Origin of the sequence: Solibacillus sp. FSL W8-0474 (assembly GCF_038004065.1) — a bacterium.
Classification (GTDB): Bacteria; Bacillota; Bacilli; order Bacillales_A; family Planococcaceae; genus Solibacillus; species Solibacillus faecavium.
The window spans coordinates 3999061-4022422 of sequence record NZ_JBBOQJ010000001.1 but is presented as its reverse complement, the minus strand read 5'-3'; the positions used below and the strand labels follow the sequence as shown (position 1 = coordinate 4022422).

Here is a 23362-nt window from a genome sequence, read left to right as displayed (position 1 = left end):
GCTTGTTCTTCCTTTCGTTAATTCATTTCACATATTAATTCATATATTAGAAAAGATTTATTTCGTTCAACATAGAATGAGATAATTTTTTTTATGTGATTTTTGTTGAAACTGTTTCGTTCGTATTCACAAAAAAAAGAAACGCCCTGTTAGATATTTAATAGAAAAACAGAGCTATAAAATATGAACTTTATCAATAAAAAACACTTTCATACACATACCCACACACTGTGGATATGTGTTATACAATTGCCGGGGAAATCATTGTCCACAGATTATCAACAATTGTGGATAAAATATTTCCCAGAAAAGAATTCCACAAAGTAAAACACAGTTATCGTATCAAATAAAGTGAGCTATTTCAATACTTAATCAATCTTATCCACATAATCATATGTTATTCGAGTCATAGTTGTCCACAGGGAATTTATATGTGAAAAAGCTGTAGATAAACGTTGTGGATAATTTTTTAAGAAAAAAAACTACTCACAGGCTGAAGTTGAAAAAATTTTATGGATTGTGGATAACTGTATAGAGGAAAGGTAAGGGGAATGAACTAACAAATTCTTTTTAAAATAGAAAAATAAATAGAAGGATTGACAAATGGGTTTCATTATTTATATAATATCATGGTCTGTATGTAGAGATAGATATAGTAACGCTCGAATTCAGGAGGTGTATATAAATGAAACGCACGTACCAACCTAAAAAACGTAAGCACTCTAAAGTTCACGGTTTCCGCGCTCGTATGAGCACTAAAAACGGCCGTAACGTATTAGCTCGCCGTCGTAAAAAAGGAAGAAAAGTATTATCAGCATAAGTCCACTGAGCCACATCAGTGGTCTTTTTTTTCTTTTATCTTCATTCAGTAGAAAATACTTATCTGTATAGGTAGGGGATGCATGCTTGTTTTGTCAGTTCCGTCAGGTGTTGTAAACACTGAATGAAGATAAGCCTCTGGCAGATGGCTCAGATTTTTAAAGGTAATTTTTTACCGGAAATCTGGACGCAATTACGCCTAGGTGTAATTGATTGTTTCGACAGAAGCAAAAAAAGTACCAATGATTAGATGGAGCAGGTGAATGGATCATGAATAAACGCCAACGAATAAAGAAAAATGAAGATTTTCAAAAGGTGTTTAAAAAAGGTAAGTCATTTGCGAATCGCCAATTTATTGTTTATTGCTTGAAAAAAGAAGAACAAGAGGCGTTTCGTATTGGCTTATCAGTAAGTAAAAAAGTGGGGAATGCTGTCACTCGAGTTCAAGTGAAGCGTTATATTCGCCAGGCTTTTCTGGAAATAAAAGATGAAGTAAGACAAGATATGGACTATGTTATTATCGCCAGAACGCAGGCGGCCACAATAGATTTTCATGAAACCAAAAAAAGCTTGCAGCATGTATTAAAGGTTGCAAGAGTATATAAAGGTTAATATCGCACTAAAAATTTACTATAAAATTATTCGATAGTTTGAAATAAAGATACGATAAAATTTAAATTATCGGAACAATTAGTAGTGTACAAACGTATGCACATGGTAAACTGTTGTCATAAAAAATTGAATAGGTTTGCTTTAGGAGGAAGAAGGTTGAAGAAAAATCTTTGGATAATGCTGTCGCTTGTCTCTGTAGTATTACTACTTTCAGGCTGTACAGAATTTGACCAGCCGATTTCATCTGAAAGCGATGGCTTTTGGAATGAATATATCGTTTGGCCACTCGTATCATTCATCAAGCTTTTTGCTGATATGTTCGAAGGCAATGCTGCGAATTATGCTTTTGCAATTATTATCGTAACAGTTATTATTCGTTTAATTATTTTACCTTTAACAATCAAACAAGTTAAAAGCTCTAAAAAAATGCAGGAAATGCAACCAAAGTTAAAAGAGCTTCAAGCAAAATACAGCTCTAAAGACGCAGCAACTCAACAAAAGTACCAGCAGGAAATGATGCAGTTAATGCAAACTTCAGGTGTTAACCCATTAGCTGGATGTTTACCGATTCTTATTCAAATGCCAATTCTGATTGGTTTCTATCATGCAATTAGCCGTATGAATGCAACACCGGACGCATTTGAATTAGGAACATTTTTAGCGGTTCCATTAGCAGAGCCAAGTATTGTATTTGCTGTTATCGCAGGTCTTATCCAGTATGTTGTATTAATGACTGGACCAGCAGTAGATAATCCGCAAATGAAAATTATGATGTACATTATGCCATTAATGATTGTTGGTTTCGGTATTATTTTACCTGCCGCTTTATCATTATATTGGGTAGTCGGAAACTTTGTATCTGTATTACAAAACCTTGTTATTTACAAACCTTGGAATAAAAATAAACCGGATGCTACCGATGCAGGAGGAGCGAAATAAGTGAAACAAACTACGCAAATAGGCGCAACAGTAGAAGAAGCGATCTCATTAGCGTTACAAAAGCTTGGCCATACTCGGGAACAAGTTGATGTAGAAGTTTTACAAGAAGGTAAAAAAGGATTTTTAGGTTTTGGTGCACGAAATGCAGAAGTTCGTGTTACTGTAAAAGAAATTGTTCAGCAACAAGTGAATAAAGAAACGACTTCACATCCTACACCTGTAGTAGAAGAACAGTCATTTATCGAAGAGACCTTTGAAAATGAGTCGGTTTTAGTTAATGAAGATCAATCAATTCATCATGAACAACAACAACAAGTGGACCCTATTGAAGAAGCAAAGTCGTATTTAACGAATATTGCTTTAGGAATGGGAATTACAGATTTAACAATTGAACATGAATCAGATGGCAAATATGTTTCTTTTAAGTTATCGAGTGAAAAAGCAGCATTATTAATTGGTAAGCGTGGTCTTACTTTAAATGCGCTGCAACATTTAACACAGCTCATTCTTAATAAAACTGCCAAATCATTTATGGTTTTACAAATGGATGTAGAAGATTATCGTGAACGACGTCAAGTTGCGCTTGAGCAGCTAGCATTGCGGATGGCCGACAAGGCAGTACGTACACGAAAACCGGTCTCATTCGAACCAATGGCTTCTTATGAAAGAAAAATTATTCATAATGCATTGGCTAACCGTCTGGATATTGAAACATATTCAGAAGGTACAGAGCCAAATCGCTATTTAGTCATTGAGCCAGTAAAATAAATGCATACAGACAGTGTCGGCCTATTCATTTGGATAGGCCATTTTTTTATGTTAATAATACATGTAAAAAACAACATTGCTTTAGATTTTTTTTAAAATATGTTAGTCTAAATTGTTAGAAAGTGTAGCACGGATGTGATTTATCCACATGTGGATAACACAAAATTAGGAGGATATAAGATGGAATTCGATACAATTGCTGCGATATCCACACCAATGGGCGAAGGAGCCATTGCCATTGTTCGTCTAAGCGGAGATGAGGCAGTAGCGATTGCAGATAAAATATTTAAATCACCAAATCATAAGCGTTTAAACGAAGTAGCATCACATACGATTCACTATGGACACTTAATCGATCCAAAAACGGATGAGGTCGTAGAAGAAGTGATGCTGTCACTGATGCGCGGTCCAAAAACGTTTACACGTGAGGATGTAGTCGAAATAAACTGTCATGGTGGTATTGTGTCAGTTAATCGTGTTTTACAGCTTGTATTACGCTATGGTGCACGTTTAGCTGAACCTGGGGAATTTACTAAGCGGGCATTTTTAAATGGTCGTATAGACTTATCACAGGCAGAAGCTGTTATGGATTTAATTCGTGCAAAAACAGATCGTGCTATGAATGTTGCACTCGGTCAAATGGACGGGAAGCTTTCGCGTCTCATTACGTCTTTACGCCAAGCATTATTGGAAACATTGGCACAAGTAGAAGTAAATATAGATTATCCAGAGTATGACGATGTTGAAGAAATGACGATTCCGGTACTGCTTGAAAAATGCGGTTGGGTACGTGAAGAAATTATTAAATTACTTCAAACATCATCACAAGGGAAAATTTTGCGTGAAGGCTTATCAACCGTTATTTTAGGTAGACCAAATGTAGGAAAGTCTTCTCTTTTAAATAGTTTAGTTCAAGAAAATAAAGCGATTGTAACCGACATCGCAGGTACTACTCGTGATATTATTGAAGAATACGTAAATGTACGCGGTGTACCTTTACGTTTAGTTGATACTGCGGGTATTCGTGAAACAGAGGATATCGTAGAGCGAATAGGTGTTGAACGTTCTCGTGAAGCGTTAAAAGACGCTGATTTAATATTGCTTGTTTTAAATTATGGAGAAGCATTGACGATTGAAGATGAGCGGTTATTTGAAACTATTCAGGCAATGGATTATATCGTCGTTGTTAACAAAACAGATATCGAGCGCAAAATCGATTTAAATCGTGTCCATGAATTGGCAGGTAAACATCGTGTCGTAACGACTTCGCTATTAAAAGAAGAAGGTGTAATGGAGCTAGAAGAAGCGATTGCAGCGTTATTCTTTGAAGGGCAAGTAGAAGCAAATGATTTAACATATGTATCAAATGCACGTCATATCGCTTTATTGCATCAAGCTCAACAAGTAATTGAGGATGCGCTGGCTGCAGCAGAATCTGGTGTACCAGTTGATATGATTCAAATAGATGTTACGCGTACGTGGGAAATTCTTGGTGAAATTATAGGGGATACTGTTCAGGAAAGCTTAATTAATCAGCTATTCTCACAGTTCTGTTTAGGAAAATAAATTTAAGTAAAGGAAAGGAAGAACAACATGTCATTACAATATGAAGCAGGTAATTTTGACGTAATCGTTGTTGGTGCAGGACATGCTGGTGTGGAATCAGCATACGCTGCCGCGAAAATGGGTGCTAAAACACTCATGCTTACAATTAATTTAGATATGATTGCGTTTATGCCATGTAACCCTTCAGTCGGCGGACCTGCAAAAGGAATCGTTGTTCGTGAGATTGATGCACTTGGCGGTTTAATGGGACGTATTATCGATAAAACACATATCCAAATGCGTATGTTAAATACGGGGAAAGGTCCAGCAGTACGCGCATTGCGTGCACAAGCGGATAAATTCCAGTATCAACATGAGATGAAACGTGTATTGGAAGAAGAGCCAAACTTGCAAATTCATCAAGCAATGGTCGATGAACTAATTGTAGAAGATGGAGAAGTAAAAGGTGTAATTACACAAGTGGGAGCCATTTACCGCGCACCAGCTGTTATTATTACATCAGGTACGTTTTTACGTGGAGAAATTATTTTAGGGAATCTGAAGTATTCTTCAGGTCCAAATAACCAACAGCCATCGATTAAATTGGCGGATAACTTAAAAGAATTAGGATTTGACTTAGTCCGTTTTAAAACGGGGACACCACCACGTGTAAACAACCGTACAATTGATTATTCAAAAACCGAAATTCAGCCAGGTGATGAAGTACCGCGCGCATTTAGCTTTGAAACGACAGAATATATTATGGATCAGCTACCTTGCTGGTTAACTTATACAACAGAAGAAACACATCGTACAATTGAAGAGAATTTACATTTATCGCCAATGTTTTCAGGGATGATTAAGGGGACAGGTCCACGTTATTGTCCATCAATTGAAGACAAAGTAACGCGCTTTAGTGATAAGCCTCGTCACCAGATTTTCTTGGAGCCTGAAGGACGCAATACACGTGAAGTATATGTCCAAGGGTTATCGACAAGCTTACCTGAACATGTTCAAAAGAAATTACTTGCCTCTATTCCAGGATTGGAAAACGCGGAAATGATGCGTGCCGGCTATGCGATTGAGTATGATTCAGTAATTCCAACACAATTATGGCCAACACTAGAAACGAAAAAAATTCAGGGTCTTTATACGGCTGGTCAAATTAATGGTACTTCAGGTTATGAAGAAGCAGCAGGTCAAGGTTTAATGGCTGGTATGAATGCAGCAGCAAAAGTTTTAGGGCGTGAAGAAATTATTTTAGGTCGTTCTGATGCTTATATCGGTGTTTTAATTGATGACTTAGTGACGAAAGGTACAAATGAGCCTTATCGTTTATTAACATCTCGTGCAGAATATCGACTACTTTTACGTCATGACAACGCGGATTTACGTTTGACGGAAGTAGGCTATAAGGCGGGTATGATTTCAGAAGAACGTTATGCAAAATTCCAGTTGAAAAAAGCAAAAATCGAACAGGAAATTGCCCGTCTACGTGAAGTTATCATCAAACCAAATGCTACTACTCAAGAGGTAATCCGCTCTGTTGGCGGAGCAGAACTTAAAGATGGTATCCGCGGAGCAGACCTTTTAAAACGTACAGAAATGACGTATGATTTAGTTGCTTCGTTAACACCTTCAGAAATTGAACTATCAGACGATATAAAAGAACAAATTGAAATACAGCTAAAATATGAGGGTTATATTCAAAAAGCACTTCAACAAGTAGAAAAAATGAAGAAGCTTGAAAATAAGAAAATCCCTGAAAATATTGATTATGATGCGATATCAAGCTTGGCGACAGAAGCTCGTATGAAGCTAAAAAGTGTTCGACCACTTTCCATTGCACAGGCTTCACGTATTTCTGGAGTTAATCCTGCAGATGTATCGATTTTACTTGTTTATATTGAGCAAGGGAAAATTGCAAAAGTAAGTACGAACTGAATGATGTGAGCGTCTTTATTCAGAAAGGCGCTCATTCTTTTGAATATGGAGGAGTGCATTTTATGAACGAAAAGCAGTTTATTGAAGCATTGAAGGAAAAGGGTATTGAGCTTTCAGAGCAGCAAATTGCACAGTTTAATAAATATTTTGAGCTATTAGTTGAGTGGAATGAAAAAATGAACTTAACTGCCATTACAGATCTAGAAGGCGTATATTTAAAGCATTTTTATGATTCTATTAGTGCCTCATTTTATTTTGATTTCACGAAAGTCACATCGGTATGTGATGTAGGGGCAGGAGCTGGATTCCCAAGTATTCCAATTAAAATCTGTTTCCCACATTTAAAAATTACGATTGTGGATTCTTTAAACAAACGAATTACATTTTTAAATCATTTAACAAATGAGTTAAATCTTGAAGGTATGACATTTGTACATGCCCGTGCAGAAGAGTTTGGACAAAATACTGCATATCGTGAAAAGTTCGATGTTGTTACTGCTCGCGCGGTTGCACGTCTTTCTGTTTTATCTGAATTATGTCTGCCAATGGCAAAAGAAGGCGGATATTTTGTGGCATTAAAAGCCGCTGCAGGTGCAGAAGAGTTAAAAGATGCGACGAAGGCTATTTCCACTTTAGGAGGCAAACTAAAAGAAGAATTTGCGTTCCACCTACCTGTTGAAGAAAGTGAACGCTCGCTCTATGTATTTGATAAAATTAAGTCAACACCAAAAAAATATCCCCGTAAACCAGGTGTACCAAATAAGACACCAATTATTTAAAATTTAAATAAAAAATAAAATAAAAATATAAAATATGAAATGTTTTCACCTTTTGAAGCATACATATTTATATTTATGTTGTTTTTAAAAAAATTACTGTTCATTGAACACTGTACATTTTCGTATGAATCATAAATAATATGGTATAAGAGATAGATAGTTTCCTAAAGGTGGTGCCACACGGATGAAAAGTACTTTTTCACGTTTTTTCGGAGGCGGGAGCAAAGAGCCAGAAGTAAAAAGTGAAGTAGAAGTAATAGAGAACTCGTTGGCTTCAGAAGAAGTAATAGAGAATATCTCGATGGCTTCAGAAGAAGTAGTTAAAATTCCAATAGACAAAATCATTCCGAACCGTTATCAGCCACGTACAGTTTTTGATGATGAGAAGATTGAAGAATTAGCAAGAACAATTCATACACATGGTGTTATCCAACCGATTGTTATCCGTCCTATGAGCGATGATTCAGATAAATACGAAATCATTGCTGGAGAACGTCGTTATCGAGCTATGAAATCACTACAATGGACTGAAGTTCCTGCTATTGTCCGCCAATTAAATGATCGTGAAACGGCTTCCATTGCACTTATAGAAAACTTACAACGTGAAGAATTATCAGCAATTGAGGAAGCGCTTGCTTACCAACAATTATTAGGCTTGCACTCGCTCACACAAGAAGCACTCGCACAACGTCTTGGAAAAGGCCAATCAACGGTAGCTAATAAATTACGTTTATTAAAATTACCTCAGTTTGTCCAAGATGCTATATTAAATCGTGAAATTTCAGAGCGTCATGCGCGTGCTTTAATTGCTATTAAAGATGAGCAATTACAAATGCAGCTTATTGCTGCTACTAAAGAATATGATTGGAATGTAAGACAACTAGAAGAGCAGATTAAAAAACTTCTTAATCCAGAAGAACCAGAAGTGAAAAAACGCAAACCTACTCGTAAAGCGATTAGTAAAGATGTGCGTATTGCCCTGAATACAATTAAGCAATCGTTAACAATGGTGACGAAAAGTGGAATCGACGTGAAAACGGAGGAAGAGGATACAGATGATTACTATCAAATCACTGTTAAAATTCCGAAGAGAAAATAAATTATTTAGCTGCCCGAAAGATTCTACCTTTTGAGGCAGTTTTTTAGTGGATAGAAAGTATTAAGTTTTAAAAATAAATTTATTTTCATAGCATCGCTTTGTCACTATTTTTGTTAATATAAAAGTAGATGTGTCATAATAGAGAAATATTCTAAGTTTTTTAAACTTTGAAAAAATACCTAAATTGAAGTGATGAAAGCAGGTGCGGATATTGGGACGTATAATTGCGATTGCCAATCAAAAAGGTGGCGTTGGAAAGACGACATCTTCTGTAAACTTAAGTGCATGTTTAGCTTTTTTAGGAAAGAAAGTGTTATTAATCGATATCGACCCACAGGGAAACGCTTCAAGCGGACTAGGTGTGCGAAAGGGAGACTTAGAAAGCTGTATTTATGATGTAATAATTAATGATGAAGATATAAAAGAAGTGATACAACAGACAGATGTGGAAAATTTATATATAGTTCCCGCTACAATTTCATTAGCGGGTGCGGAAATTGAGCTTGTCTCAACCATTTCACGTGAAGTAAGACTAAAAAAGGCGGTACAGGAAATTAAAAATAATTTTGATTTTATTATTATTGACTGCCCACCGTCTCTTGGCTTATTAACTATAAATGCATTAACCGCTTCTGATGCATTGATTATACCTGTTCAATGTGAATACTATGCATTAGAAGGTTTAAGTCAATTGCTCTCTACGGTTCGTCTTGTTCAAAAGCATTTAAACAAGGAATTAATGATAGACGGTGTGCTATTAACGATGTTGGATGCACGTACCAATTTAGGGCTTCAAGTAATAGATGAAGTAAAACGCTACTTCCAGGATAGGGTTTATCGTTCTATTATCCCCCGCAATGTGCGGTTAAGTGAAGCACCCAGTCATGGAAAACCCGTAATTTTATACGATTCAAAATCACGTGGGGCAGAAGTATATTTAGAGTTAGCAAGGGAAGTGATTAAAAATGGTTAAAGGGTTAGGTAAAGGGATTGACGCGCTTTTTAGAGAAGAGGCCGTACATAAGGAAGATCAGGTACAGCAAATTGCCGTCACAAAAATTTTGGCAAATCCATTTCAGCCACGTAAGATTTTTGATGAAACCGCTATTGAAGAATTGGCAAGTTCCATTATTGAGCATGGTATTATTCAGCCAATTGTTGTTAGAAAATCCGGCAGAAAGTATGAAATCGTTGCTGGGGAACGGCGATACCGCGCTGCTAAGCTTGCCGGATTAGCAGAAGTACCTGTCATTGTAAAAGATTTTACAGAGCAGCAAATGATGGAAGTCGCAATTTTAGAGAACTTACAACGGGAAGATTTAACTCCAATTGAAGAAGCAGAAGCATATAATAGTTTAATTGGTAAACTGAATTTCACACAGGATGATTTAGCGAAGCGATTAGGAAAAAGTCGCCCGCATATTGCAAACTTAATTCGTTTATTACAATTACCCGATGAAATTCGTGACCTTGTCAATGAAGGAAAACTGACAATGGGCCATGGGCGAGCATTGCTTGGTTTAAAAAACAAACGACGAATTCCAGAAGTGGCGAATAAAGTAATTAAAGATCATTTAAATGTACGTCAATTGGAAAAGTACATCCAGGATATAAACGAAACCGTTTCACGTGAAACAAAGGCTACGAATAAGGATATTCATACAGAAGCAACAGAATCCCAACTGCGTGAATATTTCGGAACGCAAGTACAAATAAGAAAAGCAAAAAATAAAGGGAAAATCGAAATCGAATTTTATTCAGAGGATGATTTACACCGTATTTTAGAAATATTAAATATAGAAGAACAGTAAAAAATGTGCTGAGCATTACGTTTCAGCGCATTTTTTACTGTGAATGTAATGATTATTATCGTAGTACATAGGCTATAAAAGAATAAGCAGATAGCAACTAGAAAGAGGAAAGATCATGGTATTATTAGGCTCTTTATTAAACTCACTATTTATTGTAATTGGGACATTAGTGGGACGATTATTTAGAAATATTCCGGAATCAATGCAACAAACTGTTATGTCAATTATCGGTTTAGTTGTTGCTCTCTTAGGAGTTCAAATGGGATTAGAGGGTGATAACTTCATTCTATTAGTAATTAGTTTAATAGTGGGAGCTGTTATCGGAGAATGGCTCAACCTAGAGGAAAAGTTCAACCGCTTTGGTCAATGGATTGAATCCCTTTTCGGAAAACGTGCACAAAAAGGAACGATTGCAGAGGGGTTTATTACTGCATCGCTCATTTTTGTTATAGGTTCCATGGGAATTATTGGTGCCCTTGATAGTGGTTTACGTAATGATCATAATGTATTAATTACAAAAGGAATAATTGATGGTTTTATGTCGATCATTTTAGCCTCAACGTTAGGCATTGGCGTAATATTGTCAGCAATATCTGTATTAATATATCAGGGAAGTATTGCATTATTTGCAGGTGTCATTAGTACATATATTCCAACAGAAGCGCTTAATCTATTTATTAAAGAAATGACAGCTACAGGTGGTGTTATGATTATAGCAATTGGGTTAAATATTGCGGGTCTAACGAAAATTCGAATAGCCAATTTGCTGCCAGCGATTTTGATGGTCGGAATACTCGTAACGATTATTTTTCTGTTTCAGTAAATGACGCTGCCATGCTAAAACGAGTGCACGTACAATTTTATCACTCATAGAATAGGTAACATGAAGCCTTGTATTTTGAAGTACTTTTGCTTCCATAAAGCCTCCTACATTAACAATTCCTTTAATAGAAACATTTCCAATGGGAGGTAATTCCTTTTTAACAGCCTTTCCAGGAAAAAGAGGACCATGCTGGATTAAAATTGAACCAATTGCATTAGACTCTCCTAAACAAGCATCAATGGCGATGATGAATGCATTTTCATTTTCTTTTATGAGCTGCTCGTAACGGTCAACGATATTCAATGCATGAAGGGGTGCTTCTAGGGTTCCAACAACCGGGAATGGGAAAGAAAAGGTTTGGTGCAGCTGGCTCCCGATAATCGGACCTAATGCATCCCCAGTTGAGCGGTCTGTACCGATACAACAAAAAATAAGTTTTTCATGTTCAAATGGAACCATTTTCAAAAAGATTTCACTTAGCTCCCAAACAGCGCTTGTCTGTTCATAATGGACGCTATAGTTTTCTGGACAGGCTTGTGTCACATGTAGTCACTCCTTTAAATTTAAGTAGATTATATTACTCGAGAAATAGTGTGAAATACGATATATTTATGCAGTATATTCATTTTTAAAGTTTGTTATACAAGAGGTGGTAAATTTGGAAGAAGATTTAAATTTAGAAGAAGAAATTAATTTTGAAGATATAGCCACTACGGATTTAAAAGGGCTTGCTCGCTATACGACACAACTTTGGGATTACGTCACTAGCCAGGATTTTTGGGATATGATTATATTGGCTAGCGCAAAAATCCTAGCAATCCTTGTTATTTCATATATCGTTGTTTTTGTTGGTAAAAAGGTGATTCATCGTGTCTTTATGCTGCGTGTAAGAAATAATGAGCGTCGACAGCTTACGATTGTAAAGCTCTTACAAAGTGTACTGAGTTATTTAGTGTATTTCTCTGCTATTATGGGAATTTTATCTGCTGTGAATATTCAGGTAGCAGGTCTATTAGCAGGGGCAGGTATTGCTTCTGTGGCAATTGCTTTTGGAGCTCAAAACTTAGTGAAGGATGTCATTACTGGTTTTTTCATTATTTTAGAGGATCAATTTGGAGTAGGGGATTTTGTGAAAATTAATACGGCAGAAGGTACCGTTATGGAAATTGGTCTTCGTACAACGAAAGTAAAGGGCATAACAGGGGAACAATTCATTATTCCAAATGGAAGCATTATAGACGTTGTTAACTATTCCATCAATAACTCAAAAGCTACGATTAGTATGCAAATTCCGCTTGAGACAAATATTGAAAAAGTTCAAATGATAATTCAAAACTATTTGGATACGTTGCCTGAAAAACACGAAGAGCTTGTTACTGCTCCTGTCTTTTTAGGAATCACAAATACGACAAGCACAGAAGCTACAATTGGCATTACACTCGAAACATTGCCTTTACAACAGTATTCAATTTCTCGAGTGATTCGAAAAGATGTAATGGATATCTTAACACGTAACGGTATCCCTCTTGCTGTACCAAAAATGATGTTTTATGAGCGAAATCAAGGAGGAGAATAAAAGATGGAAGCAAAACAATACGCTCTTAATGACGTTGTAGAAATGAAGAAACAACATCCTTGTGGCACAAACGAATGGAAAGTAATTCGACTAGGTGCTGATATTCGCATAAAGTGTGAGGGCTGCGGACATAGTGTTATGATTCCACGGCGTGAATTTGAGAAAAAAATGAAGAAAGTTTTACGTCAAGCAGAAGAAGTATAAAAGCAAAATAGACTTTTAAGTGTGTAATCAATATAATAGACAAGGTTATAGAAATTTAATGGACAGAAAAATCCATATAATTTATGATTTCAAATAAAAATGAAGTGAATATAGAAAGGTTGTGTCAAAATGGCATTAACAGCTGGTATCGTAGGTTTGCCGAACGTAGGGAAATCGACTTTATTCAATGCAATTACAAAAGCAGGTGCTCTTGCGGCTAACTATCCGTTCGCAACGATCGAACCAAACGTAGGTAGCGTAACTGTTCCAGATGAGCGTTTAGACAAATTAACAGAATTAGTTGTACCGAAAAAAACAGTTCCAACTACATTTGAATTTACAGATATCGCGGGTATCGTAAAAGGCGCTTCTACTGGTGAAGGACTAGGGAATAAATTTTTAGCTCATATTCGTGAAGTAGACGCAATTTGCCAAGTTGTTCGCTGCTTTGAAGACGAAAATATTACCCATGTTTCCGGCACAGTAAATCCAATTGATGATATTGAAGTTATTAACTTAGAGCTAATCTTAGCGGATATGGAATCAGTGGATAAGCGTATTGCACGCGTTGCAAAAATGGCAAAGCAAAAAGATAAAGAAGCAATGGTAGAAGAACCAATTCTTCAAAAAATTAAAGAAGTATTAGAAGCTGAAAAACCAGCTCGCTCGGTAGAGCTTTCAGATGATGAGAAAAAGATCATCAAAGGACTACACCTTTTAACGATTAAACCAATGCTTTACGTTGCAAATGTTTCAGAGGATGAGGTAGCTGATCCATCTGAAAACAAATATGTGAAAATGGTGCAAGAATACGCAGCAACTGAAGGCGCTCAAGTAATTACAATCTGCGCGAAAATTGAAGAAGAAATTTCTGAGTTGGAAGATGAAGAGAAAAAAGAATTTTTAGCGGAATTAGGAATTGCTGAATCAGGTTTAGACCAATTAATTAAAGCTTCATATAGCTTATTAGGTTTAGCAACTTATTTCACTGCTGGTGTTCAAGAGGTTCGTGCATGGACATTCCGTAAAGGGATGAAAGCACCACAATGCGCGGGTATTATTCACTCTGACTTTGAGCGTGGCTTTATCCGTGCTGAAACTGTGGCATATACGGATTTAGTAGAGTACGGTTCGAAGCCAGCTGCTAAAGAAGCAGGACGCGTACGCGCTGAAGGTAAAGAATACGTTGTACAAGATGGCGACGTACTGGAGTTCTTATTTAACGTATAAAATTTAAGCGAAGGAATTGACCGGAAAATGATTTTCGGGGCAATACCTTCGCTTTTTCTTATTCAATTTAGCCATTAGATTACTAGAAAACAATTAGAAATAAACATATAATTTTGGCTCTTTCGAATCGTCCTTTACAGTTGCATCGTTAGGGTATTTCCGCAATTCTTTATACATATAAAAATCGCCCATTGCTCCAGCTATTAAAAACGCTCCGACAATAACTATCATAAAGTTATCAAGCGTTAAACCGATAATTGTGGGTACAATACCTGTAGTCCAAAATGGAAGTAATAATGCTTTTTTCATGGCCGCATTTGTTAGTGGTTTTTTTGTAGTGGCATAGGCGACACCAAGTTTTAAATTGATACCATAATCCAGTTCTTTATATGGAACACCGCCAAATAGCATAAAACCAATTAAGTGAAACGCTTCATGAAGAATAATGAGTACTATATATGCTACAAAAAAATTGAAAAAATCAAACAAGGTAAATTCACCTGTAAAACGCTGATGAATAAGGGCATTTAAACCAACTAATAAAACAATTAAAATGATAGTTAATATTAGATTATCCCGCGCTATCTTTTTCATATTCAATTCAATTACTACTGGCTTTTTATCATACATAAAATCCCTCCCTTACAGAGAAGTATAACAAAAATTGAATAAACATAAGAGTTATATTAGGTTGCGTCTAATAGGAAACTATGTTACAATTCATTGATGTGAGTAATAAGAATTTACTTACTCCTTGCTCCCTATTTAATAGGAGAGCCCAAGTCCATAAGGAGGTGCAAACACAAATGAGAAAGTACGAATTAATGTACATCATCCGCCCAAACATTGAAGATGAAGCGAAGAAAGCTTTAGTAGAGCGTTTCAACGAGATCTTAACTTCAAATGGTGCAGAGATCACAGAAGCAAAAGATTGGGGTAAGCGTCGTTTAGCTTACGAAATCAATGACTTCCGCGAAGGTTTCTACCAAATCGTGAAAGTTAACGCTGGTACTGAGGCTATCAACGAATATACTCGTTTAGCAAACATCAGCGAAGACATCATCCGTCACATCGCAGTACGCGAAGAAGAAAAATAATTTTTAACTTAAATGCTGAAAAAAGGAGGGTGCATTGATGATTAACCGTGTAGTATTAGTCGGAAGACTTACAAAGGATCCAGAGCTTCGTTATACGCCGAGTGGAGTTCCAATGGCACGTTTTACGGTTGCCGTAAATCGTACTTTTTCGAGCCAGTCAGGTGAACGCGAAGCAGATTTCATAGGCTGTATTGCTTGGAGAAAACAAGCTGAAAACTTAGCAAACTTCATGAGAAAAGGGAGTTTGATTGGTGTAGAAGGTCGTATTCAAACAGGAAGCTTTGAAGGACAAGATGGAAAGCGTGTGTACACAACAGATGTCATTGCCGATGCAGTGCAGTTCTTAGAACCGCGTGGAGGAGCTAATGCATCTCAAGGTTCACAAGGTCAACAATACAGTGGTGGGCAAAATTATGGTGGTCAGCCATCTTATAATCAGCCAAACCAGCAATTTGGAGGCTCGCAACAACCACAGGATTCTTACGGTTCTTATCAACAGCCATCTCAAAATCAGCAAAATTATACACGAGTAGATGAAGATCCATTTGCGAATAGCAAAGGACCAATCGAAGTTTCTGAAGACGATTTACCGTTCTAAGAACTTAGCATCTATTATTAAAAATTAAAAGGAGGAACACGATAATGGCACCACGTCGCGGAGGCCGCAAACGCCGTAAAGTTTGCTACTTCACTTCAAATAACATTACGCACATCGACTACAAAGATGTAGATCTTTTAAAGAAATTCATCTCTGAGCGCGGTAAAATTTTACCACGTCGCGTAACTGGTACTTCTGCTAAATACCAACGTAAACTTACAAACGCAATCAAAGTTTCACGTATTATGGCATTACTACCATTCGTTGCTGAAGAAAAATAATATGTTTAAAAGTACAACACAGGCTTAATTGACCTCTGTTGTACTTTTTTTGTTTTCTAAAGTTTTTGCCTATATTCCCATAATAAAAGCTGCCACTAAATTTCTTGTGGCAGCTACAGGAATGCAACAGCCTATTTGCAGACCGTTACATGTATTTCTATTTATTTTTTAATTAACTCAAGCTTTACCGGTATAGTATTTTCAACTGTTTCACCGTTTAAATAAGCAATCGCAGTCTCCATCGCAATATTCCCGATTTCATCTGGTTTTTGTGCAACAGTAGCGGCTAGTTTCCCTGCCTTTACAGCAGCCACAGCATCATCAGTCGCATCAAAGCCCACTACGACAATCTTTTTACCCGAAGCAGAAATGGCTTCTTGTGCACCTAATGCCATTTCGTCATTGTGTGCAAATACGGCAGTAACATCAGGATTGGATTGCAAAATATTCTCCATTACCGTTAAGCCTTCTGAACGATTAAAGTTTGCTGTTTGCTTTGCAACGACATTTAAAATACCTGTAACAGCTTCATTGAACCCTTGTCCGCGATCACGTGCAGCAGAAGAACCTGCGACACCTTCCAATTCAACGACTTTGGCACCTTCACCAACTAACTCTGTAATATATTCACCAGCCAGCATCCCGCCAGCCACGTTATCAGAAGCGATATGTGATACGACTTCGCCACCTTCAGATGAACGATCCACTGTAATTACAGGGATATTTACTGCATTCGCAGATTCTACAGCAGTTGCAACAGCAACAGAATCTACCGGATTAATGATGATTAAATCAACTTTTTGTTGGATTAAATCTTCAATATCAGAAGCTTGCTTTGACGCATTATCTTGCGCATCTACAACCGTTGTTTTCACTCCGAGCTCTGTTGCCTTTGCTTCCGCATTTTCACTTAACGTCACGAAAAATGGATTATTTAAAGTTGAAATAGATAAACCGATTGTCAACGTATCATTACTACTCTCAGAAGATGTAGCAGATGTACCAAAAGAAGGCTCCAAAGAGAAACCAGGCTTTACCGAACAAGCCGATAACATTACAGTGGCCATAAGTACCATTAAAAATATCAATCGTTTTTTCAAGCTAATGACCTACTTTCTATGCTGTTTTTTTACGGTCAATTAATACCGCGATTAAAATAACAATTCCTTTTACAACTTGTTGGAAGAATGAAGAAACACCGATTAAGTTTAAACCGTTATTCAACACACCGATAATTAAGGCACCAACTAATGTACCAAAAATCCAACCTTTACCACCTGTTAAACTTGTACCACCTAAAACCACTGCTGCAATAGCATCTAACTCATAAGAAGTACCAGCTGTTGGCTGTGCAGAGTTAAGGCGAGATGTTAAAATTAGTGCGGATAACGCAGCTAACATACCTGTTAATGAATAGACAGCAATTTTTATACGATCTACATTGATTCCTGATAATTTAGATGCTGCTTCATTGCCGCCTACTGCATAAACACGACGACCGAATGTTGTTTTATGCATAATTACATATAACGCAATGAAAGCTAGAATCATGGTACATACCGGAACTGGAATACCGAAGAAGTATCCTTTCCCTAACATTTGGAATGTAATTTCATTTCCTAAGTCAGAAACAGGGCGACCATCCGTGTATACTAACGTTAATCCACGGTAAATTGTCATTGTTGCCAATGTTGCGATGAATGGTGCAACTTTACCTTTTGCGATAATAACACCATTTACAGCACCTAGAATAGCGCCTAACAGTAGTGCAGCAAAAATTGTTAACACGGGGTCCATACCTGAAGCAAGCATTGTGGCAGCTACGGCACCTGTAAGGGCTAATGTCGAGCCAACCGATAAATCGATCCCGCCGGTTAAAATAACAAAAGTCATCCCAAATGCGATAAGCGCACTTATTGATACTTGACGTAAAATATTTAAAACATTATCTGTTGTCATAAAGCTTGGATTTAAAATCGTAATGACAATTACAATTAAAAATAATCCTAAAAGAGGACCTAGCTTTCCTAACATTTCTTTTGAGCTAGTTTTTAACAACTTCTTCTCCTCCTGTTGCGTAATGCATAATAGTTTCTTGTGTTAAGTCAACATTGTCTAAAATAGCTGTTTGACGTCCTTCGTGCATGATCATTACACGGTCCGCCATACCTAACACTTCCGTTAGCTCTGAGGAAATCATTAAAATGGCTACACCTTCCTCGGCTAACTGGTTCATAATCGAGTAGATTTCTTTTTTTGCACCGATATCAACACCGCGAGTCGGTTCATCCAAGATTAAAATATCCGGTTTTGTACTTAACCATTTCGCGATAACTACCTTTTGCTGATTCCCGCCGCTTAATGAGCCAACAGCTTGTGTCGCATCACTGCAGCGAATATTTAGCTGTTCAATATATTTTGCTGCTTGTAATTGCTCTTGTTGTGTTTGAATAAAGCTACCCTTTGCAATTAATTTCAAATTTGTTAAAAACATATTTTCTTTAATTGAAAAATCTAAAACAAGACCCTCTGTTTTACGGTCTTCCGTCACAAATCCAATTCCGTGTTTCATCGCTTGGATCGGATTTTTTATCGTCACCTTTTCACCGTGAATTAAAATCTCACCTTTTGACTTTTTAAGGTTTCCGAAAATTGCTTGGGCCACTTCTGTACGGCCTGCTCCCATTAAACCGGCAAAGGCTAAGATTTCCCCTTTACGAATTTGGAAGTTAATATCTTTGCATACCGCAGGACATGTTAGCCCTTTTACTTCTAATGCAACCTCACCAATTTTTGCGTCACGGCTTGGGTAACGTTCACCAAGTTCACGTCCAACCATCATTTTGACTACTTCATCAAAAGTTGTACTAGGAATTTCACGTACGCCAACATATTCACCATCACGCAAAATCGTAATACGATCACAAATTGCAAAAATTTCTTCCATACGATGCGAAATATATACAAAGGAAATGCCTTTCGCTTTTAGTTCGCGAATCGTTTCAAAAAGCGTTTCAATTTCACGGTCTGTTAAAGCAGCTGTCGGTTCATCCATTACGATGTATTTCGCTTCTGAATTAATTGCTTTGGCAATTTCAATGAGTTGTTGTTTTCCCACTGATAAGGAACCTGCAGGCTGACGTACATCAATGTGTAAGCCGAGCTTTGCTAACAGGGTCTGTGCTTCTTTATTCATTTGGCGCGTACGCAGGAACCCCGTACGACCAATTGTTTTTTCTTTTCCTAAAAACAGGTTTTCCGCTACAGATAAATGCGGCAGAATATTTAATTCTTGGTGAATTACGTGAATACCTAAGCTTTCCGCGTCCTTTGCAGAAGTAAAGGTATAGGACTGTCCGTCTACCAGCACATCACCTTCGTCACGTGAGTAGATGCCAGCCAGAATCTTCATCATTGTTGATTTACCGGCACCATTTTCACCCATTAGCGCGTGGATTTCTCCATCTAAAAGCGTAAATTCAACATTGTTTAATACGACGTTGCCGCTGAATGCTTTTTTTATGCCCTTCATTTCGATCATATTCCGACACCTACCTTAGAAAATTACGCCACTTTGCAGCATGATGTTAGCGTATGGCGTCATTTCGCCAGTGCGAATAATGACCTTTGCTTCGCTAGACATCTGTTTGAATTGCTCATGTGATAAATATGTAACCGGTTCCACATTTTGCAAAATAAATGAATGAATTGTTTTGTTTGCTACTTTAATTTCTTCAGCTAAGTAACTATGTTCTACCTCTAAATCTTGTAACACAGTTTCTAAAATAGCTTTAAATCCGGGTTCACCTAATTTATAGGCTAAATCTATACATGTGACACCGTCTGGAATCGGTAAGCCACAATCTGCAATGACAATTTTATCTGTATGACCTAAACGTGCAAATATACCTGCTAATTCACGATTTAAAATGCCTTGTTTTTTCATTTTGTGCCTTCCTTTCGAGCAATCAGTTCCTCTAATTTTGGCATACCACCTTGAGCGCCAAATTTTTCAACGGATAATGAGGCTGCAATATTTGCGAAAAATACCGCTTCTTCAATTGATTGTCCATTTGTAACAGCATGCGCGAATGCACCGTTAAATGTATCCCCGGCACCTGTTGTATCAACAGCTATCGTTTTGTATCCTTTTACATGTACATGTTTTTCACCATCAAAGTAGCGCGCACCATTATCGCCTAATGTCACAATTAATTGATTTGGATATTTCTCTAATGCTGCTTCTACATCATTTCCAAATAATAGAGCACACTCAGTTTCATTTGGTGTTAAGTACTTTATATATGGCATCCATTCTATATCGAAGTTTGCTGCTGGAGCAGGGTTAAGTAGTACTGGCACTTGAAGCTCTTTACATAATTTCAAGCTGTATTCAATCGTTTCTACTGGGATTTCAAGCTGCATTACAACTAACTGACTGTTTTCAATAACAGTTTTAGCAGAAGCAATCACCTCTGGGGTTACTTTAGAATTGGCACCTGGTACAACGACAATACGATTATCTGATTCATAAAGTAAAATATTTGCGATGCCTGTCGCCCCATTTGTATTCATAACTAAGCTAGTATTTATATTTTCTTCATTCAGATTTGCACGAAGTTCCGTACCGAAACTATCTGAGCCAACAGCACCTAACATTTTAACTTGACTGCCTAAACGTGCAGCAGCTACAGCCTGGTTTGCCCCTTTACCCCCTGGAACCGTTGTAAATAGACTTCCTAAAACGGTCTCTCCTTGTTTTGGAAATACATCCATTTGAACGACTAGGTCCATATTGATACTTCCTATTACCGTTATCATTTTGCAGCTTCCTTTCTCGTCGTACCACGTACAATTAATTGTGCATCTATATTTAATACCGTTTGTTTCATTTCTTTGCCTTTAATTTGCTCAATTAACATGGTTGCAGCAGCAGCACCCATTTTATATAAGTCCTGACCGACTGTTGTTAGAGCAGGTGATACCATCTCACCGAGCGAGATTCCGTCAAAGCCTACAATTTGCAGTTCTTCCGGTACACGCTTTCCTAGTTTGTGTGCAATATGAAGCGCAGCAATTGCTAATGTATCGCTGCTCGCAAAAATACCATCAATATGAGGGTGTATAACTAAAGTCTGTTCAATCACCTTAGCAGCTTCTTTAAAATCAAATGAAGTTGCTACAACAATTGGATCTAGTCCTTGTTCATCAATCGCTTCAAGAAAACCTAAAAGGCGATCATCTGCAGTTTTTAAACCTTGTGGACCTCGTATACATAATAAATTTTCTGCACCATTTGTGAGCAAATATTCAGTCCCAAGCTTGGCCCCTTTTCGGTTATCAGTCGTCACAGTAGGTATTGTTACATCAATTATCCGGTCAAGTGCAACTATTGGTGTATTGATGGACATGTAAACTGAGGGATCCATTAAGCTTGTCGTCACAATTAAACCTGCAACATATGTTTGCGATAACCGCTCGATATATAACAATTCTTTTTCAATTTGCTCGTCTGAATTACAAAGAACTACCGTATAACCATAAGACCAGGCCATGTCTTCAACGGCACGAGCTAACTCTGGAAAATATGGGTTTTTTATATCTGGCACAATCAGGCCGATTATATTTGATTGTTTTTTACTTAATGAACGTGCAACACTGCTTGGCTTATAATCAAGCTCTTGAATGGCTTGTTCAATACGTTCTGAGGATCTTTTACTTACATAACCATTTTGGTTTAGGTAGCGTGATACTGTCGCCACAGAAAGATTCGCAATCTTTGCAACATCTTTAATGTTAACCATCACTACGCCCCCATAAAATGAAATATGTTACCGGTTACATAATATATGCTATACAATACAAAATGTCAACGAAATAAAGGACATAACAGACAGGAAATGGGCTTTTAAAACATAGAATTTGGTTATTCAAAAGAAAAATACTCCATATTAAGCTATACTAAAATATTTAAAATGACATACTATTACTTTGTTTAGTGTTTTTGTTACTTGAATAATAAGGTAAAAACCCAATCTACTCCTATAAATGGTAGGATATCATCCCGCCCATTACACGAGGTCGAAGCTGAATGTATTATATATCGACTAATTCGTACTTCTCATCGTAACCGTTAGTTTGTTTGGTCATTCAAAAATGGTACAATGGAAAGGTGAGAAAAGTTGAAAGTAGACAAGTCAAAATATCGACAAAAGATGGTTGCAAAGCTCTGTATGCTACATGCACCATAGCGTCTTACCAACAACAGATAAGGAAGGTTCTCCATGCAAATTAATCAAACAAGAAAGTTAGCACATGGTGCTATGATGATAGCTATTTTTACTGTGCTTATGGCTATCGTATTTTATATTCCTATGGCGAATATTATTGCAGCCGTCATAGCTCCTTTACCGATGATTTGGTATAGCGCCAATTACGATCGAAGGTCATCATTTTTAGTTGCAATAATTGCTGTAATCGTCACTTTTTTTATTGGCGGTTTACTACTGATACCCGCTTCACTGATTTTTGCAGCATCAGGTGTGGCAATTGGGGATGCTATTTACAATAAAAAAAGCAAAGTATTTATGTTTATATCTACGAGCATTGTCTTACTCGTAACATTTGCTATTCAATATGTCATATCATTACGTTTGTTTGAAGTAGATTTTATCCGTGATTCGATGGAACTCATGAAGACAAGCTATATTGAATCGATTAAAATGACGGAAAAGCTTACAGGACAGGCAACACCAAAAGAAGTAATGGATAATATAAACAATATGCTGAATATGTTAGAAATGACTCTACCTGCTTCCATTACGTTGGCAATGCTGCTTGTATCCTTCATACTCATCACTGTTAACTTACCGATTCTAAAGCGATTGAAAGTAGATGTACCAAAGTTTGGGAAGTTTAGTGAGTTACGCTTACCAAGATCGGTCCTATGGTATTATCTCATTGCTTTATCCATTAATTTATTTGTTCAGCCTGAACCAAACTCTTCATTAGCCGTTATTATGTTAAATATTTCAATGATTTTATGGATATTGCTAACATTACAGGGGATTTCTTTTATCCATTTTGCTATAGATGCATTTGGTTATCCTAAATTTATAAAAGTACTAAGTACAATTGTTGCCATTCCACTTTATTCTTTTGTTATATTAATTGGTATTATCGATTTAGGCTTTAATGCAAGAGATTACATTCGGGAAAAGAGTCAAAAGTGAGGAGC

General features: G+C 37.0%; 26 protein-coding genes. 18 read left to right on the top strand and 8 right to left on the bottom strand.

The annotated features are described in order from the left end of the window. The first annotated feature begins 685 nt into the window (after positions 1 to 685). The 11 genes from rpmH to NYE67_RS20340 all read left to right on the top strand — a co-directional run bounded on the left by rpmH (position 686) and on the right by NYE67_RS20340 (position 11139). The gene (gene rpmH / locus NYE67_RS20390) at positions 686 to 820 is read left to right on the top strand and encodes a 50S ribosomal protein L34 (RefSeq protein WP_008408389.1); all 135 of its coding nucleotides are present in this window, start codon (positions 686 to 688) and stop codon (positions 818 to 820) included. Positions 821 to 1089: 269 nt separating this feature from the next. Next, a complete protein-coding gene (gene rnpA, locus NYE67_RS20385) occupies positions 1090 to 1431 on the top strand; it encodes a ribonuclease P protein component (RefSeq protein ID WP_191701047.1) in 342 nt (113 codons plus the stop codon). 156 nt (positions 1432 to 1587) lie between these two features. Continuing rightward, entirely contained in the window at positions 1588 to 2370 is a 783-nt protein-coding gene (gene yidC / locus NYE67_RS20380) for a membrane protein insertase YidC (RefSeq protein WP_191704186.1), read from the top strand. Then, positions 2371 to 3138, top strand: coding sequence for an RNA-binding cell elongation regulator Jag/EloR (gene jag, locus NYE67_RS20375; protein ID WP_340726562.1), 768 nt, complete (start codon positions 2371 to 2373; stop codon positions 3136 to 3138). Between the two features lie 180 nt (positions 3139 to 3318). After that, the gene (mnmE, locus tag NYE67_RS20370) at positions 3319 to 4704 is read left to right on the top strand and encodes a tRNA uridine-5-carboxymethylaminomethyl(34) synthesis GTPase MnmE (RefSeq protein WP_340726561.1); all 1386 of its coding nucleotides are present in this window, start codon (positions 3319 to 3321) and stop codon (positions 4702 to 4704) included. A gap of 27 nt (positions 4705 to 4731) precedes the next feature. Further along, positions 4732 to 6627 (top strand): tRNA uridine-5-carboxymethylaminomethyl(34) synthesis enzyme MnmG, encoded by a 1896-nt coding sequence (mnmG, locus tag NYE67_RS20365; protein WP_340726560.1) that lies wholly within the window; start codon positions 4732 to 4734, stop codon positions 6625 to 6627. Positions 6628 to 6689: 62 nt separating this feature from the next. Next, the gene (gene rsmG / locus NYE67_RS20360) at positions 6690 to 7406 is read left to right on the top strand and encodes a 16S rRNA (guanine(527)-N(7))-methyltransferase RsmG (protein WP_191704182.1); all 717 of its coding nucleotides are present in this window, start codon (positions 6690 to 6692) and stop codon (positions 7404 to 7406) included. 184 nt (positions 7407 to 7590) lie between these two features. Beyond that, positions 7591 to 8505 carry a nucleoid occlusion protein gene (noc, locus tag NYE67_RS20355; RefSeq protein ID WP_340726559.1) on the top strand — a complete coding sequence of 305 codons (915 nt, stop codon included), beginning with the start codon at positions 7591 to 7593 and terminating at the stop codon, positions 8503 to 8505. Positions 8506 to 8716: 211 nt separating this feature from the next. Further along, on the top strand, positions 8717 to 9478 hold the full coding sequence (locus NYE67_RS20350) for a ParA family protein (RefSeq protein ID WP_191701054.1): 762 nt from the start codon (positions 8717 to 8719) through the stop codon (positions 9476 to 9478). Then, positions 9471 to 10316: a ParB/RepB/Spo0J family partition protein gene (locus tag NYE67_RS20345; RefSeq protein ID WP_340726558.1), complete on the top strand. Its 846-nt coding sequence runs from the start codon at positions 9471 to 9473 to the stop codon at positions 10314 to 10316. Before NYE67_RS20350 ends, NYE67_RS20345 begins: the two co-directional genes overlap by 8 nt. Before the next feature lie 115 nt (positions 10317 to 10431). Beyond that, entirely contained in the window at positions 10432 to 11139 is a 708-nt protein-coding gene (locus NYE67_RS20340) for a DUF554 domain-containing protein (RefSeq protein ID WP_340726557.1), read from the top strand. Here the strand turns inward: NYE67_RS20340 and yyaC are convergent. Beyond that, on the bottom strand, positions 11056 to 11682 hold the full coding sequence (yyaC, locus tag NYE67_RS20335) for a spore protease YyaC (RefSeq protein WP_340726556.1): 627 nt from the start codon (positions 11680 to 11682) through the stop codon (positions 11056 to 11058). The two genes, NYE67_RS20340 and yyaC, sit on opposite strands and share 84 nt — an antisense overlap. 115 nt (positions 11683 to 11797) lie before the next feature. On the opposite strand from yyaC, the gene NYE67_RS20330 reads away from it, so the two are divergent. The 3 genes from NYE67_RS20330 (at position 11798) to ychF (ending at position 14149) form a co-directional block, all read left to right on the top strand. Beyond that, a complete protein-coding gene (locus tag NYE67_RS20330) occupies positions 11798 to 12715 on the top strand; it encodes a mechanosensitive ion channel family protein (protein ID WP_340726555.1) in 918 nt (305 codons plus the stop codon). A 3-nt stretch (positions 12716 to 12718) separates the two neighbouring features. Continuing rightward, a complete protein-coding gene (locus tag NYE67_RS20325) occupies positions 12719 to 12919 on the top strand; it encodes a DUF951 domain-containing protein (RefSeq protein ID WP_191701059.1) in 201 nt (66 codons plus the stop codon). Positions 12920 to 13048: 129 nt separating this feature from the next. Next, a complete protein-coding gene (gene ychF, locus NYE67_RS20320) occupies positions 13049 to 14149 on the top strand; it encodes a redox-regulated ATPase YchF (protein ID WP_340730867.1) in 1101 nt (366 codons plus the stop codon). Between the two features lie 93 nt (positions 14150 to 14242). Here the strand turns inward: ychF and NYE67_RS20315 are convergent, their stop codons facing one another. Next, the gene (locus NYE67_RS20315; RefSeq protein ID WP_340726553.1) at positions 14243 to 14779 is read right to left on the bottom strand and encodes a DUF3267 domain-containing protein; all 537 of its coding nucleotides are present in this window, start codon (positions 14777 to 14779) and stop codon (positions 14243 to 14245) included. 176 nt (positions 14780 to 14955) lie between these two features. On the opposite strand from NYE67_RS20315, the gene rpsF reads away from it, so the two are divergent. From rpsF to rpsR, 3 genes are read left to right on the top strand one after another with little or no spacing between them, the layout of a single operon-like run. Beyond that, positions 14956 to 15246, top strand: coding sequence for a 30S ribosomal protein S6 (gene rpsF, locus NYE67_RS20310; protein WP_191701062.1), 291 nt, complete (start codon positions 14956 to 14958; stop codon positions 15244 to 15246). A 37-nt stretch (positions 15247 to 15283) separates the two neighbouring features. Then, positions 15284 to 15844, top strand: coding sequence for a single-stranded DNA-binding protein (ssb, locus tag NYE67_RS20305; RefSeq protein WP_191701063.1), 561 nt, complete (start codon positions 15284 to 15286; stop codon positions 15842 to 15844). A gap of 41 nt (positions 15845 to 15885) precedes the next feature. Beyond that, complete coding sequence (rpsR, locus tag NYE67_RS20300) at positions 15886 to 16125, top strand: 30S ribosomal protein S18 (RefSeq protein ID WP_191701183.1); 240 nt, start codon at positions 15886 to 15888, stop codon at positions 16123 to 16125. Between the two features lie 161 nt (positions 16126 to 16286). On the opposite strand, the gene rbsB is transcribed toward rpsR, so the two are convergent. From rbsB to NYE67_RS20270, 6 genes are read right to left on the bottom strand one after another with little or no spacing between them, the layout of a single operon-like run. After that, positions 16287 to 17225, bottom strand: coding sequence for a ribose ABC transporter substrate-binding protein RbsB (gene rbsB / locus NYE67_RS20295; protein WP_340730866.1), 939 nt, complete (start codon positions 17223 to 17225; stop codon positions 16287 to 16289). 16 nt (positions 17226 to 17241) lie between these two features. Further along, complete coding sequence (gene rbsC, locus NYE67_RS20290; protein ID WP_340726551.1) at positions 17242 to 18183, bottom strand: ribose ABC transporter permease; 942 nt, start codon at positions 18181 to 18183, stop codon at positions 17242 to 17244. Further along, a complete protein-coding gene (locus NYE67_RS20285) occupies positions 18170 to 19666 on the bottom strand; it encodes a sugar ABC transporter ATP-binding protein (RefSeq protein ID WP_340730865.1) in 1497 nt (498 codons plus the stop codon). The genes rbsC and NYE67_RS20285 overlap by 14 nt, the downstream gene beginning before the upstream one ends. Positions 19667 to 19681: 15 nt before the next feature. Continuing rightward, the gene (gene rbsD / locus NYE67_RS20280) at positions 19682 to 20071 is read right to left on the bottom strand and encodes a D-ribose pyranase (RefSeq protein WP_340730864.1); all 390 of its coding nucleotides are present in this window, start codon (positions 20069 to 20071) and stop codon (positions 19682 to 19684) included. Continuing rightward, positions 20068 to 20946 (bottom strand): ribokinase, encoded by an 879-nt coding sequence (gene rbsK, locus NYE67_RS20275; RefSeq protein ID WP_340730863.1) that lies wholly within the window; start codon positions 20944 to 20946, stop codon positions 20068 to 20070. The genes rbsD and rbsK overlap by 4 nt, the downstream gene beginning before the upstream one ends. Beyond that, positions 20943 to 21929 carry a LacI family DNA-binding transcriptional regulator gene (locus tag NYE67_RS20270; RefSeq protein WP_340730862.1) on the bottom strand — a complete coding sequence of 329 codons (987 nt, stop codon included), beginning with the start codon at positions 21927 to 21929 and terminating at the stop codon, positions 20943 to 20945. Before NYE67_RS20270 ends, rbsK begins: the two co-directional genes overlap by 4 nt. Positions 21930 to 22409: 480 nt before the next feature. Between NYE67_RS20270 and NYE67_RS20265 the strand changes: the two genes are divergently transcribed. Next, the gene (locus tag NYE67_RS20265; RefSeq protein ID WP_340730861.1) at positions 22410 to 23357 is read left to right on the top strand and encodes a YybS family protein; all 948 of its coding nucleotides are present in this window, start codon (positions 22410 to 22412) and stop codon (positions 23355 to 23357) included. Positions 23358 to 23362: the final 5 nt, after the last annotated feature.

Excerpts from the sequence above, each read along its gene's own strand:
- rpmH (WP_008408389.1), top strand. The coding sequence starts at position 686 with ATGAAACGCACGTACCAACCTAAAAAACGTAAGCACTCTAAAGTTCAC.
- rnpA (WP_191701047.1), top strand. The coding sequence starts at position 1,090 with ATGAATAAACGCCAACGAATAAAGAAAAATGAAGATTTTCAAAAGGTG.
- mnmE (WP_340726561.1), top strand. The coding sequence starts at position 3,319 with ATGGAATTCGATACAATTGCTGCGATATCCACACCAATGGGCGAAGGA.
- mnmG (WP_340726560.1), top strand. The coding sequence starts at position 4,732 with ATGTCATTACAATATGAAGCAGGTAATTTTGACGTAATCGTTGTTGGT.
- rsmG (WP_191704182.1), top strand. The coding sequence starts at position 6,690 with ATGAACGAAAAGCAGTTTATTGAAGCATTGAAGGAAAAGGGTATTGAG.
- noc (WP_340726559.1), top strand. The coding sequence starts at position 7,591 with ATGAAAAGTACTTTTTCACGTTTTTTCGGAGGCGGGAGCAAAGAGCCA.
- NYE67_RS20345 (WP_340726558.1), top strand. The coding sequence starts at position 9,471 with ATGGTTAAAGGGTTAGGTAAAGGGATTGACGCGCTTTTTAGAGAAGAG.
- NYE67_RS20340 (WP_340726557.1), top strand. The coding sequence starts at position 10,432 with ATGGTATTATTAGGCTCTTTATTAAACTCACTATTTATTGTAATTGGG.
- NYE67_RS20325 (WP_191701059.1), top strand. The coding sequence starts at position 12,719 with ATGGAAGCAAAACAATACGCTCTTAATGACGTTGTAGAAATGAAGAAA.
- ychF (WP_340730867.1), top strand. The coding sequence starts at position 13,049 with ATGGCATTAACAGCTGGTATCGTAGGTTTGCCGAACGTAGGGAAATCG.
- NYE67_RS20315 (WP_340726553.1), bottom strand. The coding sequence starts at position 14,779 with ATGTATGATAAAAAGCCAGTAGTAATTGAATTGAATATGAAAAAGATA.
- rpsF (WP_191701062.1), top strand. The coding sequence starts at position 14,956 with ATGAGAAAGTACGAATTAATGTACATCATCCGCCCAAACATTGAAGAT.
- ssb (WP_191701063.1), top strand. The coding sequence starts at position 15,284 with ATGATTAACCGTGTAGTATTAGTCGGAAGACTTACAAAGGATCCAGAG.
- NYE67_RS20285 (WP_340730865.1), bottom strand. The coding sequence starts at position 19,666 with ATGATCGAAATGAAGGGCATAAAAAAAGCATTCAGCGGCAACGTCGTA.
- rbsD (WP_340730864.1), bottom strand. The coding sequence starts at position 20,071 with ATGAAAAAACAAGGCATTTTAAATCGTGAATTAGCAGGTATATTTGCA.
- rbsK (WP_340730863.1), bottom strand. The coding sequence starts at position 20,946 with ATGATAACGGTAATAGGAAGTATCAATATGGACCTAGTCGTTCAAATG.
- NYE67_RS20270 (WP_340730862.1), bottom strand. The coding sequence starts at position 21,929 with ATGGTTAACATTAAAGATGTTGCAAAGATTGCGAATCTTTCTGTGGCG.
- NYE67_RS20265 (WP_340730861.1), top strand. The coding sequence starts at position 22,410 with ATGCAAATTAATCAAACAAGAAAGTTAGCACATGGTGCTATGATGATA.